We start from the raw sequence: 12,802 nt of genomic DNA, 5'->3' as shown, positions 1-12,802 counted from the left end.
AATTAACACTCCTGATTCTCAATATTTACTGTTTTAACTAGATTCAAGCCGGCAGGGCTTAACCGGTAGCGGCCGTTGTGACATAGCAATAAACCTAATTGGCGCAATGCACTTGCTAATGCAGGGCCTTTGCCTTTTGCTTGAATGCCGTAAATTTCAAATTGAATAGGGTGAAACAATGAATCGTCACCACTGCGGCCATAGGCACGATGCCATTCATAAGCTACATACAAGCCTGCACGCTGCGCTTCAGTCATGGTTTGCAGTTTATTAATTACTTGCCATTGACCGCCGCTAATGCGAATTGAAGCAGGGAATGGTGATGCGTTTTTATGGTTTAACGCAGCTGTTAGTGATGGCGTAATCATGCTGATGCTCCTAGCGTTATGGCGGCAACAAACAACACGGTTACAACTGCTGCTAATAACCAAATAAAGCGGTTAGCTTTGGTTGACGTTAGGTTTATGTAATCTGCTAATGGGTTCATGTTGTTTGCTCTAGTTCATATTCTTAAATTATAATGAACTAAAGGTACACATTAGTAAAGTACCAAAAGTACATTTATTTTCATTTTTACATTTTTTTAGATGAATAATGGCTTTAATGCTAGATTTGAAGATTGATACGGGTTACAACAGGAGGGTGGGGAGTTCTGAAATTTGCGTGTTTTGTCTGCACTTTTCTAGAGTTGTCTGCGGTTTAAATTGCTTACTTGTACTATGCTGGTATAATGTTGGCCGTCTTATTCCATGGTTGGATAGACTTGTGTGTTATTTGTTTTGTTTTAATTAGTTAAGGATCTCAGATGCTCGTACCAGATGCAGTTAGTTTACCTAACGAAGTTTTAAATAACTTAGACGCAATGGTTGACTTGGATAATATAACTTTAACTAACCAAAATTTACTTAGTAGCAGTGATATCGCTTCATTAGAAGAACAGATAAGCAAAGTCCAAAATGACTCGATAAAACTTGCCTTAAAAGCAATAGTTCAAATTAATATTGATAAAAATATTGCTGAAGCAAAAAAGATTTTCCATAGGTCTATATTATTAGACTCAACTGAACCTGCTTCGTGGTTACATTTTGCTAATTACCTTTGGGCTAGAGGTTACCCTAGTGAGTCTTATGCAATTCTTGTTGAATCGCTAAATTATATCCATGATCAAGTTCTTATAAGTTCACTTTGCTCTAAAGCCGCGCATTTTCGCGACCTTGATACAATAAGTTATTGTTTTAACTTGATTGATAAGCACGGTAATATGAGCTCTTATGACCCTCAAAAAATCACTAATTTAATGCGTTTTTATACCGAGGCATTGAAAACGAATGAAAGGCTTGGGGTGGATTCAAAAAGGATATCTGAATTAGCCATTGGTGTATTTGATTTGCTTGGTAAAAATGGTTTTATTGTAAAGTCGGTCCAGACCAACGTTAATGATCCTGATTGCATACCTTTTTTTGTGACTGTTGATGCAAAAGAGGGCAAGCGGTATTTTGATTTAAATATGGAAATAGCAGATTACTTAATAGATCAAGACGCAACATGCGAAAAAGTTAGTTTTTTTGTAAGCGAGTTTAATTAATGGCAGTTAAAGGAATTAACTTTTTTGAGTCTGTAGAGTTTTTAGATTTAGAAAGCGAAATTAATCGAAGAAATGTAATTAGCAGAAGTTATTATTCTGCCTATAATTCTATTAAAGAAAAGATAACGGATGTCCCCCAATATAGTGGTGTTGGTTGTCACGAATCGCTTTGTGTTTACCTTAAGCAAACCACTGATTTTAAACCTGAAAACAAAAGATCAGCACAGCGGATAGGTTTGTTTTTAACTAGTTTAAAGTCAAACAGGCATAGAGCTGATTACGATCTTAATATGGATATTACAGTACAAGAAACTAATATGCTGCGAGAGCAAACTAGGGAGTTTCTTAGCCTAATAAGTGAAACATCATTTGAAAAAAGGGTAATATCTGAGCCAGTAAAAATTGGTGCAATCGCAGATAGGCAAAAACAAAAAACTAAAGGTTCTCACTTAAAAGTTATTAAATAATAGCATCAGGCCACTTCGGTTGAAATTATTCGTTCAGCCGCTTCATGTGCACTGTAAGCAGATACCACTCTTAGAGTAAGCTTATCGCCCGTTTCTTCTAGTTCAACTATAGCTTCGTTTAACCTACCTATTTCTCTTTCTGAATAAGCTGGATCATTATCTTTTGGTCTATACAGTATTAGTTCGTAGCTACTATTGCTGGTAAATAATTGCCGGGTATTAAACTCGCGTAATGTTTCTAAATCCCACAATTTAGCTTTAGCTGTTTTAACCAAACCTGATATACCATGGCCCGGAATAATGCGGCCCAACTGTGCAGCTAAATTCTGGCCTACAAAATCGAATCGGGTAGTGCCTTTACTGGTTAGCTTTAATTGCCGGTTAAATGCATCAATTAAATTAGGCTGTATTAGTGTTGTGGCTTCTTTCACCATGGTAGCCCAACGATCAGTTGCGGGTGAGTTATCGGCAATGCTTTCATCAGCTGCAGAAAAATCACTCATTGCAGATAAAAAAGCATGGTTTCTAGCAACCGTTCTTACCATCATGGTTAAGTCGGTTACATAGCCTGACGTAACTGAACCTAAAACCACACCAGGCACGGGTGATTTCCAATCAGTTATATTTCCTTTAGTAGCCGCATATTTATCTAAATTATTTATTACTAGCTGCACAATATTAAGAAATTTAACGCTGGCCACACCAAGCATACAAGCTGCAGATTCATCTTTAATTGTTTTTACCACTACATGTTCACCATCTTGGCCGTGCGCTACTATGCCGACACAAATACGCTCACCAGAGCCTATGATGGGCTCTATAAATATTGGGCAAGCTTTTGCGCTGTAACGTGGCAGGGCAGGAAAGTGCTGATCACTAATTGGCATTAAATAAATCCCATTGCTCACTATGCCTAGCAACAAGATTGGGCATAGCATTTATTCTAGTTACTAATGATATTAGCTTATTTTCAGCCGTTTCAACACAATCTAATTCGGTACAACGCGCCGCTAGCATAATCTTTTGCGAGCAAAGATTTTGATACTTAGGTATTTCATAGACAAGCTTTCTTTTTAGTTGGGCAACACCCACTTCTTCATAAAAGCCTTTAATGATATCAGCCAAAATGTTTTTAGCAACGTCATGAGGCTTGTTGTTGCTATTGGTTGTCCATAAAGCCCTAGCATGGTCAATTAAATACCAATGCTCACCACCATCCCATAAAAAGTTACCTGCATTTCTATCTGGGTTAGCTATCCATTCATCAAACAACGCACTCTCATACAACTGGCCCCAATTTTTAAGGCCGTGCCACATTGCTTGCTTTTGTGCTTGATCAGCCATAGACATGTGCCGTTTAAATGACGGCATATCAGCATCTTCGCTACCTAAAATATATTTTTCGTTTAATAGCTTATGTGGGTCTTTTATAATATAGGTCTGGGTAACTGGTAATCCTAAAGCAGAGCCTATAGTAGTGCATAAGCATTCGGCTATTAACTCACTGTACGTCACACCCTTAAGGTACATTCTAGTGTCGCCAGTTGCTGTTATGGCATCGCCAAGCCATAATGGCGATATGTTACCTAGATCTGTTACTTCTCTTGGCGTGGTGTAAAGCGTAGCAAACCCTATTTGTAGCAAGCGCTATTCCTTTTTTATTAGCCGATCGGCAATAACTTTAAGTAATTTAACATCGTCTTCTGTTAGCCGGCCATCCGCTGCTGCTTCTGCTATTTTTAAAAGCTCAGTTTGGGTTCTGGGTGTGGCGAGTTGAATTAATGCGTCAAGATCAGAAATATTTTCATTAACATAACTGGTGGTTTTTGCTCCTTCACCATACTGTAACCATTCAACCCTTACTTTAGTTGATTTAGCAATAATCTCTAAATTCTCTCTGCGAGGGATAGACTCACCATTTAGCCACTTATTCGCAGCTTTCACAGTTACCTTCGTAAGCACTGCAAGCCAGTTTCCTGCTCCATGGCGTTTAATTCCAACACCTTCTACTGACTCTAAAAGTCGTTTACTAAAGCTATTCAAATTTATCATTCTTTGTGAACCAATAATTCAATTCTCTTCTTTACTTGCAGAAAAGTCAGTTCACATTTAATATGTACCAAAAGTACACATAAAAGGGCGGTTATGCATATCTTAGAACAGGCCATAGAATCAACTCCAAATAAAGTCTCAGGGGTCGCAAAAGCTTGCGGAGTCAGTGTAAGAGCTGTTTACAAATGGCTTAAAGCTGGAAAATTGCCAAGAACCGATTACACCGGTGAAACCGAATACGCTAAAAAAATTGCGAACGAAACAGATGGTAAGTTTTCAGCATTACAAATCTTACACCCAAATAAAGTAACTAAAGACAGGATAGCTTAGTGATGAATAACCGCACATTAAAAAACACGCACTTTTCATGCCCCCTTGATGCTGCACATTTTGTTGGTCACCAATATGGTGTTGAGCGCTTTTCAGCAGAAACATTTCAAAAAATTTCAGTTGTTTATAACAAGCTAAACCCTGAAAACGACAGCAACCATTTGTACTTACGTGATGCCGTTTTATTAACAGACAAAGCTAATGACAATTTAATTTTAGAAACATGGTGCCAACAACGTGGTGGTGTGTTTGTAAAACTACCAGACAGCGTTAGCTGCGATGAAGAACTAAGTGACCAGTTAATGCGGGTTAGTGAACAATTAGGCGCTGCGCTGGGAGAGATACGTCTTGCACGTGAAGATGGAGTGATTGATAGCACTGAGTTTGCGCGAATAAAAGCCAAATTAATGAAAACTGTAGACGAAGCGCTGGCGCTAAATGCGGTGGTTGAAGGTCAAGTAAGAGATTTACCAAAGCACCCAACAGCGGTGATTGGTAAGTAACACCAGCGCGGCGAGGTTAACTGCCGTAAACCCATAAGGGTTGTTGTCTTGACCGACGGAAAGACAGCAACAGAATTTCAGTAATAAAAAAGCCCACTGTTCAGAGTGGGCCAAAGGTAACTAACTAATAAGGAGTTAATCACCAATGCAGAGTTTAAACCGTAACCCACTAATCATCAATAGGAATTAGCATGGCCAGAGCACGTAATATTAAGCCAGCATTTTTTCTTAATGATGATCTGGTTGAATTATCTTTTGAATACCGTCTTTTATTTATTGGCCTGTGGACATTATCTGACCGTGAAGGCCGGTTAGAAGATAGACCCAAGCGTATTAGAATGGGTGTTTTTCCGGCTGATAATGTTGATGTTGATCATGGGTTATCTGAATTAGAGCGATTTGGCTTTATTCAACGCTATGAAATTAACGGTGAAAGGCTGGTGCAAATACTTAATTTTACTAAACACCAAAACCCACATCACACAGAAAAGGCCAGTGAATTACCCGACATTAACGGTGTTTACCCTAGCAGTAAAGATAAACAGGCTGCAAAAACCAAGACTGAAACCGTTAAACAACAACAGGATAACGGTAACAGAAAAGATAGTAACGGTGCTTTAACGGTTAATCCACCGTGTAAAGACGGTGAATATCTTGCTGATTCTCTGATTCCTGATTCATTGATTCCTGATTCATTGATTCCTGAAGAAGAGATTAGCACCGCTGTCGCTGGTGCTAGCAAACTTGAACGCGCAAAAGCTGCCAAGGATTTAGATTATTCAAACTGGCCTGCTAAACCGAGTGACCAAGTTTTCAAAGATTACCTAACTTTTCGTAAAGCTAAAAAATCACCCATGACACAAACCGTTGTAAACCGACTGGCCAAACAGCTTAGCTTGGCTGTTGACGCTGGCTTTACTGTAGATGATTGCTTGGGTGAAGCGATGATGAAAGGTTGGGCTGGTTTTGAGTACGAGTGGCTGATTAACGCTAGGGCTTCGCCCAGCAAACAAAAGTTACCGCATTCGTTTGAAAAACAAAATTATACATCGGGGGCTTTATGAATTTAGTGACTGAAATGCCAAAAAACATTCAACTTTTACACTGTGCAAAGCACGGTGATTACGAAATGCGTTTTCTGCCAATGGGCACTAAGTTTTTTAAAAATGATTATTGCCCTAAGTGCGCTGTTGAGAACAACCAAAAACAACGTGCTGAAGATGCTCAGCTTGCTAAAAAACAGGCTGCTGACTTGGTTAGACGGTCGAGAATTGAAGCGGGTGTATCACTGCGCAATGTTGATGCATGTTTTGATGATTACGTTCCAGAAGAAGATCACGAAGCTAAAAACCTCGCAAGCATAAAGCTTTTTTGTAACAAAATTCAGTTAGACGGCAGTGGAAATATGGTTATGTGCGGCAGTCTAGGAACAGGTAAAACATTGCTGATGTCTGCAACGGTAAATCAATTGCTAGCTTCAGGTAAGCGTTGCCGCATTGTGAAAATGCAAGACCTGATCAGAGAGCTAAAAGATTGCTGGCGGCCTGGTGCACACTTTACAGAAACACAGTTGATAAAAAAGTTTGCAAGCATCGATTTACTGGTGATTGACGAAGTGGGTATGGGCTATGGCAGCGATACAGAAAAGCTATTTATTTTTGATGTTATCGATGGCCGTTACAACAACATGCTGCCAACTGTTCTGGTGAGCAATTTAGATATTACAGGTGTTAAAGAAGCTGTAGGTACTCGTGTTGTTGACCGTTTGCGCGAAGATGGCGGTTTAGTTTTGGCTTTCACTGGTCGCAGCAGAAGATAAGGAGTGCAAACAATATGAACCTTTGCCAGTTGCCAAAAGAACAGCAAGAAATGGCAGCAGCAGAAACCTTAGCTTGTTTTTGGTTGTATCAGAAACGTGCTGGGAAAATGAACCGGTTAGCTATTCAAAATAAATTAGCGGATATGCCTGAAAAGCAGCGAGAACAGCATAGAGCAGCGCTAAACAAATACCGCAATGACTTTGGTGAGGGTAAGGCATGACACATAAATTTGAAACGCAGTATCACATACAAGAAGCAATAAACCACTTGCGTAGTGCAGCTGCTAACACGTTAGAAAATGCCCCAGCTGATCTGCAGTCGGTTTATCGTGCTGATGAATTAGCCGGCAATGAATTATTGCTGATTGTTGATCATCTTGAAAACGTTAAAACCTTTACCAATAAGGCGGTTATTGAGGAATGATGAAGTCTGCTGCGTTAATGAAATCTGTCGCGTTAGCAATAACTGATGCTGCTGTGGTTCGATTTGCAGCAGATTTAACGATTGGTGAACTACGTGATCATAGGCACCCGTTAGCGTTACGCATACATAAAAATCGCGATAAAGGGACGTGGTATTTGGTGCGATATGAAGCAGGTAAAAAGTTAAGACAGCGGTTAGGTTACTGGCCAGCACTAAAAACTAAAGATGCACATTCGATAGTTCCTGAAATATTGAAAAAATTAGCAACTGGTACTGATGTACAAAATAGTGATTTTGCAACGGTTGGCCAGCTGCTTACTTGGTATTTAGGCCGTATTGAACGCGAGTCTGTTAAAAGCGATAGCCGCCGTAAAGGGGTTAAATGCGCTATTGAAAAGCATCTGGTACCACGTTTGGCCAATATCAAAATTACTGATTTAACTAAATTAGTTATTGATGAGCGTTTAATGCTACCGCTACAGAATGCATCACTTAAACCGTCCACCATTAGACAATATTTTGCTGTATTAAAACGGGCTTTTAAAAGTGCCAATGAACTGGGCTTAGTAAGCATTAACCCTATGGCCACAATGCGGTTTGGTGATCACATTCAACGGCGCATTGAGCCTAAGCAAGGGCGGTTATTAGTAAGTGACGCTGGCCGTACTATGGCGTTAATAATAGGTTTATCCGAGCCAGTTAAAACCATGCTGTTGTTTATGATGATGTTTGCTACGCGCATAGGTGAAACCAGAAAACTTAAATGGTGTTACTTCGACTTTGAAGTTAATCAGATCACGATACCGGCTGCCATTACTAAAACTGACTCCAACCACATTATGCCGATTACTAAGCAGGCTAAAGCTATGCTACTGGCTTTTAGGGAGCTAAGCCAAGGTGAGTATTTATTTGAATATAACCGTAAAGCCTATTCACACAATGATGCTCAGAAACTGATTAGAGCAGCATCAGCAGGTAAGTTTAGCGCACATGATTTACGAAAACTTGCTAGAAGTGCTTGGGCAACTATAGGCATTGATTACTGGGTAGGCGAGCGAATGCTTAACCATAAGCAGAAAGGTTTAGATGCAGTGTATATAAATGCTGATGCATTAGAGGTTAAACATGTTGCGTTATCGCAGTATCACGACTGGTTAAATACATCACTTAATAGTTTGCACAATACAGGCATTGATAAAACTTAATTATTAGGTAATGCATTATAAATAAAAGGTTTTATTCAATTTTAGAATTTTACAGTACGGAAAGTTTTAATAGGGGTTTTAATGATAATTATAGGTATAGACCCAGACTTAACTGCAAGTGGTTTTGCTGTAATAAACGGTCGCACTATCGAGCAGCTGCAGCGCGTGCCTTTTGCTGAGGTTGTTGCCTGGTTAACTAAGCAAGGTTCGCCGCAGCAGCTGCAGGTTAAAATAGAAGAACCTAATTTAATAAAGCCAACATTCCCAAGAGCTTTACCCAAGGCCATAAACAAACAAGCGGTTAATGACCGCATTAGCCAGAACGTGGGACAAGTAAAAGCAGTGGCCACTTTATTAATAGAAACAATTACTGCAGCAGGATACCAGGTGAAACCGTGTAGACCATTAATGGGTGGGCATAAAACCCGCTGTAAAAAAGATGCAGCTTACTTTAATAAGTTAACCGGTTGGACTGGCCGTAGTAATGAAGATTGCCGCGACGCAGCATTAATTGCGTTGTTTGGGAGGTAGTATGTCGAATGAATCTGTTAGGTTGCATGGTGGGCATATACTACGCAGTGTACGTTTAAAGATTGGGCTTACTCAAGAGGAAGTCTGCTTTATGTCTAATATTGATCGTAGTACTTATCAACGATGGGAACATAAGAAAACAGAACCAAGCTTTGGGCAGACTATGCAGATTTGTGAGAGTGCTTTTAAAATTGAATTATTAGACGCCATAACCATAGCACGGGAGACATCATAATAATGAATATACGTGAACTTCGAGCAGAGTTAAAACAGTGGGGTAGGTTTTGGGCAAACAAAGAGTTGCTACAAGGCTATGCCAGCACATCGGTAACAGCTCGATGTTGTGAGATGTTACAAACAGGAATTTGGATCAGCTCTGATAAACATTTATTTAGTCACCAAGCTGATGAAATATTTGTGCCTCATTACATAGAACAGCTTGATAAGAAAATGCATACCTTACCACTACAGCAAAAAGCAGTAATCACTAAGCGTTATATTAAACAGAAAAAGCTTAGCTTAACGGAGCGTTTAGCACTGCTACATGCTGAGACTATTTTATTTCAAGAATATTCATAAAAACTATGACGTCTTGATAAAAGTTAAGTGATGGTAAAATATAATTAAAACAGATCCAGTCACAAATTCCGTTTAGGTGGCCTTTTAGTAATTTGACTCAGTATTAAGAGCTAATTTTTACTTGAAAATTCTAATCTTCTCAGTTTCATATCTAATATGGCTTCTTCAACATAACTTAGTTTTGTATCGTAAATATTATCTTTATACTCATGAACCATATCCAGTAACCTGTATAGTATTTGAATTTCTGCAGTTAACTTATTCCGATACACTCGATGCTTGATGATATATTGGAAAAAATAAAATAATGAGGCGACACCTAAAATAAGCGTCAGTAAAATCAAAAAAATCAGTAAAAAAAGAGGTTGTTCAATAATCCACTTTGAAGGGTGAATAATTATATAAATCAAACCCATAGTTGCATAAATACCAAAAAATGAAACTACAGCCATACTCCTTAATTTTGAAATTTGAGTTTTTATTTTATTAACTGTATCTGACACTTCTTCAGCCATGGAAACGAGTTTATCTAACTCACTTGAATTACTTTGCTCCATTATTCAACTCCATTTTGTAACAACGATATTTTCTCAATAAAAACTCTAAGATAGTTACGTTGTTTTGTAATACTATTAACTTGGGGCCTGATTAACTCATCATTCCATGTGAACGATTCAGGCATAGGGCATACAGGTAAAGAAATAATTTTAATATTATTTTTACCAATAATATTATAAAACGAGTTTATTTTATCGNGAATGTGTGGTTGGGGTTACGCTCACATTTTATCAGTAAATTCACTTGTGCAAGAAGGGTTGTAATATTGCTCAGCTGTTAGTAATCTGTTTTCGAATAAATCCACTTTATTCACAGCGATAACGAGCCACTCTGGCCCTCTATTATTAGAAATAGACATTGCTAATTTATCAAGCATTAATTCAAAATCTTTTAATTCGAGAGCTAAATTATGCGCTCTTATTTTTTCAATTGAGTCTAAACCTTTACTTTCAACCATCTCTTTTCTTACTGCTGAATCACGAATTGAAGTAAATCCCCAATCCACAACATGTATAACACCGTCTAATTTATTAGCTTTATTTAATGCTTCATCTAGGGCTCTTGCTCGTTCCTTTGTGTTTTGACCAGGTATTACTGCAACGATTTTTGTCCATTCACCAATTGTAATTGGTTTTATTTCTACGTCAGTGCTAGTACCTGGCTCATTCCAATCTTGGGTATTAGCTTCACCATGATAATGCGCAGCTAAAACACTTTTACCCACACCAGCCCTGCCAGTGATGATTACACTAGGCCTGCCAGAATTTAACTTTACTTGCATAATCTTCCAGTACTTTTGAATTACCTTCCGATATTTATAAGTATAAACAATAGGTTTAGTAATTGTCGGTACAAAATCTGTCCATGATCCATTATCTGTCGTCATTATTCACATTACCCTTAAAGCCTTGGCCCATTACCTTGGGTGTTTAACACTTCAATAAGCATTAAATATCAGGTAAAAAAATAATTGCCAATTTTTATATGTTAGTGTTAGCAAAGCTTGATGCCTAAGCTAGCTAAACACTCACTCATTATGATGTAAACTTGAGAGCTAAACCAAGAATAGCTTTTCATTATTTATTTAATAATCATCCCTCAAAATAGGAGTTGTTTTTGAAGGTATTTATATGTTTTTATGACAAATTATTCCCTTATACCATGATTTTATACTTTACCAAATTAATTCACTTTTTATAAATTTTATTACTTTATAAAGCCATTTAGAAATGCAAATTATTTTTGATTATCGATTAGATTGATAAAACCACTCTAAATTTACGGCCTTAATATCTTTAATTTAGTGAAGCAGGGTATAAAAATTGCTCAAACTAACTTATATCTGCTAAGAAGAACGGAGCAAGTTAAAGCGTGATACAACTTGAAAATGAGTAAATTTTCCAGTTTTGTATTATCAATGATTCCGTCAAACCAAATTTTGATTGTTTTTTTATAAAAGCCGCATTTATGACGCCGACAAGCCCCCTTTAAAGCGCTATATTTAGTTATGCTTGAACGAGTTATAAGTGTTTAAGCCGCGCAAAATATATCAATTAACCTCAGTCCTCAGCTGGGGTTTTTTTATGCCTGGAATAAATATGAAAAGTATCACCGCTAGATTGTCTGGTTTAGGTTTGGCAGGTGTGATTCTTGCTGCAGGCGCTTTTATAGCTCCATTAGAAAACGATACTAATGATCCGGCTAAGTTAGCTGTGCATGCTGATCCGATTGGAATACCAACCGCATGCTATGGAAGTGTTAAGCAGGGCTTGGTGATTGGTGATGCATTTACAGTAGAGCAGTGTGATCAACAATTTGCTGCAGATTTAAAATTACATGATATGCAGTTACGTAATGCAGTTAAGGTAAAACTAACAGAGCAAGAGCACACAGCTTACTTATCATTTCATTATAACGTTGGCGCTTTTAACTTTAAGCAAAGCACATTGCTATCGTTGCTTAACTCTGACATGCGTATCGATGCTTGTATTGAGCTAACCCACGCTTGCAGTAGTAGCAGTAATACCTGTAAAGGTTGGATTTATGCTGGTGGCAAAGAGTTAGTTGGCTTAAGAACACGTCGCAGGTTAGAGCGCGACTTATGTCTAAAAGGGGTAATTAATGCTAATGAGTAGAACTAAGTTAATCATGATATCTATCATTGCAATTGCAATCATTTCTTTGTTTACCTTTGTTGGTACTCAGCTTTATGTGGCCATTCAAAATGCTAAGGCATTAACTATTAAAGTGAATAGCTTACAAGCTAACCTAGCTAACGCTGAAGCAGACGTAACGCGGTTAACTGATGAAATTGAATTTACTGAATTAATAAATAAGAACTTATTAAAAGATCGTAAGTTACTTTCTGATATTAGAAATAAATCAAATCAAGAATCAAGACGATTACAAAACGAATTAGAAGTTGCAAACGAAAAAGTAAAGCAAATTAGAGTTTCTAAAAATGAAAATCTTAAAAGTTGGGCTAATACTGTTATGCCAAATGATGCTGTTAGCTTGCTCAAGTACGCCAGAGCCGCAGGTAATTACGCGGACAGTGACAATTACCAAGCCGGTATACATGACGCCACCAGCCGACATGCTGCAATCTTGTCTGCCCCTAACTCATTTTAACGTTAGCACTAACGCAGATAGCATTAGTTACAGTAACTGGCTTGAGTCAATGCTTGAGCAGTGCGAACAACGCATAGAATCAATTAAGCAGTGGGCTGCCCAAAGCGGGAGTCAGTGA

The 12,802-nt window shown here is 38.1% G+C and carries 22 protein-coding genes; 15 read left to right on the top strand and 7 right to left on the bottom strand.

Annotation, left to right across the window (positions count from 1 at the left end; genetic code table 11):
• Window positions 1-2: 2 nt before the first annotated feature.
• Both BI198_RS12845 and BI198_RS16365 read right to left on the bottom strand, forming a co-directional pair.
• Window positions 3-368 (bottom strand): hypothetical protein, encoded by a 366-nt coding sequence (locus BI198_RS12845; protein ID WP_070049917.1) that lies wholly within the window; start codon window positions 366-368, stop codon window positions 3-5.
• Window positions 365-487 (bottom strand): hypothetical protein, encoded by a 123-nt coding sequence (locus tag BI198_RS16365; protein ID WP_268793907.1) that lies wholly within the window; start codon window positions 485-487, stop codon window positions 365-367. The genes BI198_RS12845 and BI198_RS16365 overlap by 4 nt, the downstream gene beginning before the upstream one ends.
• A 318-nt stretch (window positions 488-805) precedes the next feature.
• Here BI198_RS16365 and BI198_RS12840 point away from each other — a divergent pair, with 318 nt between their 5' ends.
• Entirely contained in the window at window positions 806-1,585 is a 780-nt protein-coding gene (locus BI198_RS12840; RefSeq protein ID WP_070049916.1) for a tetratricopeptide repeat protein, read from the top strand.
• Window positions 1,585-2,052, top strand: a complete 468-nt coding sequence (locus BI198_RS12835) for a hypothetical protein (RefSeq protein WP_070049915.1) — start codon at window positions 1,585-1,587, stop codon at window positions 2,050-2,052. The genes BI198_RS12840 and BI198_RS12835 overlap by 1 nt, the downstream gene beginning before the upstream one ends.
• 5 nt (window positions 2,053-2,057) lie before the next feature.
• On the opposite strand, the gene BI198_RS12830 is transcribed toward BI198_RS12835, so the two are convergent.
• The 3 genes from BI198_RS12830 to BI198_RS12820 are packed head-to-tail and all read right to left on the bottom strand — an operon-like array spanning window position 2,058 to window position 4,104.
• The gene (locus tag BI198_RS12830) at window positions 2,058-2,939 is read right to left on the bottom strand and encodes a hypothetical protein (protein ID WP_070049914.1); all 882 of its coding nucleotides are present in this window, start codon (window positions 2,937-2,939) and stop codon (window positions 2,058-2,060) included.
• Window positions 2,929-3,696, bottom strand: a complete 768-nt coding sequence (locus tag BI198_RS12825; protein WP_070049913.1) for a HipA family kinase — start codon at window positions 3,694-3,696, stop codon at window positions 2,929-2,931. Before BI198_RS12825 ends, BI198_RS12830 begins: the two co-directional genes overlap by 11 nt.
• Window positions 3,697-3,699: 3 nt before the next feature.
• Complete coding sequence (locus tag BI198_RS12820) at window positions 3,700-4,104, bottom strand: helix-turn-helix domain-containing protein (RefSeq protein WP_070049912.1); 405 nt, start codon at window positions 4,102-4,104, stop codon at window positions 3,700-3,702.
• A gap of 93 nt (window positions 4,105-4,197) precedes the next feature.
• Here BI198_RS12820 and BI198_RS12815 point away from each other — a divergent pair, with 93 nt between their 5' ends.
• The 10 genes from BI198_RS12815 to BI198_RS12770 all read left to right on the top strand — a co-directional run bounded on the left by BI198_RS12815 (window position 4,198) and on the right by BI198_RS12770 (window position 9,495).
• Window positions 4,198-4,434, top strand: coding sequence for a helix-turn-helix domain-containing protein (locus BI198_RS12815; RefSeq protein WP_070049911.1), 237 nt, complete (start codon window positions 4,198-4,200; stop codon window positions 4,432-4,434).
• Between the two features lie 2 nt (window positions 4,435-4,436).
• On the top strand, window positions 4,437-4,937 hold the full coding sequence (locus BI198_RS12810) for a phage regulatory CII family protein (protein ID WP_070049910.1): 501 nt from the start codon (window positions 4,437-4,439) through the stop codon (window positions 4,935-4,937).
• A 191-nt stretch (window positions 4,938-5,128) separates the two neighbouring features.
• Window positions 5,129-6,001 carry a hypothetical protein gene (locus BI198_RS12805; RefSeq protein ID WP_070049909.1) on the top strand — a complete coding sequence of 291 codons (873 nt, stop codon included), beginning with the start codon at window positions 5,129-5,131 and terminating at the stop codon, window positions 5,999-6,001.
• Complete coding sequence (locus BI198_RS12800) at window positions 5,998-6,756, top strand: ATP-binding protein (RefSeq protein WP_070049908.1); 759 nt, start codon at window positions 5,998-6,000, stop codon at window positions 6,754-6,756. The genes BI198_RS12805 and BI198_RS12800 overlap by 4 nt, the downstream gene beginning before the upstream one ends.
• Before the next feature lie 14 nt (window positions 6,757-6,770).
• Complete coding sequence (locus BI198_RS12795; protein WP_070049907.1) at window positions 6,771-6,977, top strand: hypothetical protein; 207 nt, start codon at window positions 6,771-6,773, stop codon at window positions 6,975-6,977.
• The gene (locus BI198_RS12790) at window positions 6,974-7,180 is read left to right on the top strand and encodes a hypothetical protein (protein ID WP_070049906.1); all 207 of its coding nucleotides are present in this window, start codon (window positions 6,974-6,976) and stop codon (window positions 7,178-7,180) included. Before BI198_RS12795 ends, BI198_RS12790 begins: the two co-directional genes overlap by 4 nt.
• Window positions 7,177-8,385, top strand: a complete 1,209-nt coding sequence (locus tag BI198_RS12785) for a tyrosine-type recombinase/integrase (RefSeq protein ID WP_083256616.1) — start codon at window positions 7,177-7,179, stop codon at window positions 8,383-8,385. The genes BI198_RS12790 and BI198_RS12785 overlap by 4 nt, the downstream gene beginning before the upstream one ends.
• A gap of 81 nt (window positions 8,386-8,466) precedes the next feature.
• The gene (locus tag BI198_RS12780; protein ID WP_070049904.1) at window positions 8,467-8,916 is read left to right on the top strand and encodes a hypothetical protein; all 450 of its coding nucleotides are present in this window, start codon (window positions 8,467-8,469) and stop codon (window positions 8,914-8,916) included.
• Between the two features lies 1 nt (window position 8,917).
• Entirely contained in the window at window positions 8,918-9,151 is a 234-nt protein-coding gene (locus BI198_RS16505) for a helix-turn-helix domain-containing protein (protein ID WP_070049903.1), read from the top strand.
• Between the two features lie 2 nt (window positions 9,152-9,153).
• A complete protein-coding gene (locus BI198_RS12770) occupies window positions 9,154-9,495 on the top strand; it encodes a hypothetical protein (RefSeq protein WP_070049902.1) in 342 nt (113 codons plus the stop codon).
• 110 nt (window positions 9,496-9,605) lie between these two features.
• Here BI198_RS12770 and BI198_RS12765 read toward each other — a convergent pair whose 3' ends face one another.
• The gene (locus BI198_RS12765) at window positions 9,606-10,052 is read right to left on the bottom strand and encodes a hypothetical protein (RefSeq protein WP_070049901.1); all 447 of its coding nucleotides are present in this window, start codon (window positions 10,050-10,052) and stop codon (window positions 9,606-9,608) included.
• 221 nt (window positions 10,053-10,273) lie between these two features.
• Entirely contained in the window at window positions 10,274-10,939 is a 666-nt protein-coding gene (locus BI198_RS12760; protein ID WP_070049900.1) for a GTPase domain-containing protein, read from the bottom strand.
• A 712-nt stretch (window positions 10,940-11,651) separates the two neighbouring features.
• Between BI198_RS12760 and BI198_RS12755 the strand changes: the two genes are divergently transcribed.
• From BI198_RS12755 to lysC, 3 genes are read left to right on the top strand one after another with little or no spacing between them, the layout of a single operon-like run.
• Complete coding sequence (locus BI198_RS12755) at window positions 11,652-12,188, top strand: lysozyme (RefSeq protein ID WP_070049899.1); 537 nt, start codon at window positions 11,652-11,654, stop codon at window positions 12,186-12,188.
• Complete coding sequence (locus BI198_RS12750) at window positions 12,181-12,684, top strand: hypothetical protein (protein ID WP_141728883.1); 504 nt, start codon at window positions 12,181-12,183, stop codon at window positions 12,682-12,684. Before BI198_RS12755 ends, BI198_RS12750 begins: the two co-directional genes overlap by 8 nt.
• Complete coding sequence (lysC, locus tag BI198_RS16530; RefSeq protein WP_449421116.1) at window positions 12,608-12,802, top strand: Rz1-like lysis system protein LysC; 195 nt, start codon at window positions 12,608-12,610, stop codon at window positions 12,800-12,802. The genes BI198_RS12750 and lysC overlap by 77 nt, the downstream gene beginning before the upstream one ends.

This window comes from Rheinheimera salexigens (assembly GCF_001752395.1).
GTDB classification, from domain to species: domain Bacteria; phylum Pseudomonadota; class Gammaproteobacteria; order Enterobacterales; family Alteromonadaceae; genus Alishewanella; species Alishewanella salexigens.
Note: the sequence above shows the minus strand (reverse complement) of the source record. Positions and strands in the feature narration are given on the sequence as shown.

Coding starts and splice junctions, on each gene's coding strand:
- BI198_RS12845 (WP_070049917.1), bottom strand. CDS start 368: ATGATTACGCCATCACTAACAGCTGCGTTAAACCATAAAAACGCATCA.
- BI198_RS16365 (WP_268793907.1), bottom strand. CDS start 487: ATGAACCCATTAGCAGATTACATAAACCTAACGTCAACCAAAGCTAAC.
- BI198_RS12840 (WP_070049916.1), top strand. CDS start 806: ATGCTCGTACCAGATGCAGTTAGTTTACCTAACGAAGTTTTAAATAAC.
- BI198_RS12835 (WP_070049915.1), top strand. CDS start 1,585: ATGGCAGTTAAAGGAATTAACTTTTTTGAGTCTGTAGAGTTTTTAGAT.
- BI198_RS12830 (WP_070049914.1), bottom strand. CDS start 2,939: ATGCCAATTAGTGATCAGCACTTTCCTGCCCTGCCACGTTACAGCGCA.
- BI198_RS12820 (WP_070049912.1), bottom strand. CDS start 4,104: ATGATAAATTTGAATAGCTTTAGTAAACGACTTTTAGAGTCAGTAGAA.
- BI198_RS12815 (WP_070049911.1), top strand. CDS start 4,198: ATGCATATCTTAGAACAGGCCATAGAATCAACTCCAAATAAAGTCTCA.
- BI198_RS12810 (WP_070049910.1), top strand. CDS start 4,437: ATGAATAACCGCACATTAAAAAACACGCACTTTTCATGCCCCCTTGAT.
- BI198_RS12805 (WP_070049909.1), top strand. CDS start 5,129: ATGGCCAGAGCACGTAATATTAAGCCAGCATTTTTTCTTAATGATGAT.
- BI198_RS12800 (WP_070049908.1), top strand. CDS start 5,998: ATGAATTTAGTGACTGAAATGCCAAAAAACATTCAACTTTTACACTGT.
- BI198_RS12795 (WP_070049907.1), top strand. CDS start 6,771: ATGAACCTTTGCCAGTTGCCAAAAGAACAGCAAGAAATGGCAGCAGCA.
- BI198_RS12790 (WP_070049906.1), top strand. CDS start 6,974: ATGACACATAAATTTGAAACGCAGTATCACATACAAGAAGCAATAAAC.
- BI198_RS12785 (WP_083256616.1), top strand. CDS start 7,177: ATGATGAAGTCTGCTGCGTTAATGAAATCTGTCGCGTTAGCAATAACT.
- BI198_RS12780 (WP_070049904.1), top strand. CDS start 8,467: ATGATAATTATAGGTATAGACCCAGACTTAACTGCAAGTGGTTTTGCT.
- BI198_RS16505 (WP_070049903.1), top strand. CDS start 8,918: ATGTCGAATGAATCTGTTAGGTTGCATGGTGGGCATATACTACGCAGT.
- BI198_RS12770 (WP_070049902.1), top strand. CDS start 9,154: ATGAATATACGTGAACTTCGAGCAGAGTTAAAACAGTGGGGTAGGTTT.
- BI198_RS12765 (WP_070049901.1), bottom strand. CDS start 10,052: ATGGAGCAAAGTAATTCAAGTGAGTTAGATAAACTCGTTTCCATGGCT.
- BI198_RS12760 (WP_070049900.1), bottom strand. CDS start 10,939: ATGACGACAGATAATGGATCATGGACAGATTTTGTACCGACAATTACT.
- BI198_RS12755 (WP_070049899.1), top strand. CDS start 11,652: ATGAAAAGTATCACCGCTAGATTGTCTGGTTTAGGTTTGGCAGGTGTG.
- BI198_RS12750 (WP_141728883.1), top strand. CDS start 12,181: ATGAGTAGAACTAAGTTAATCATGATATCTATCATTGCAATTGCAATC.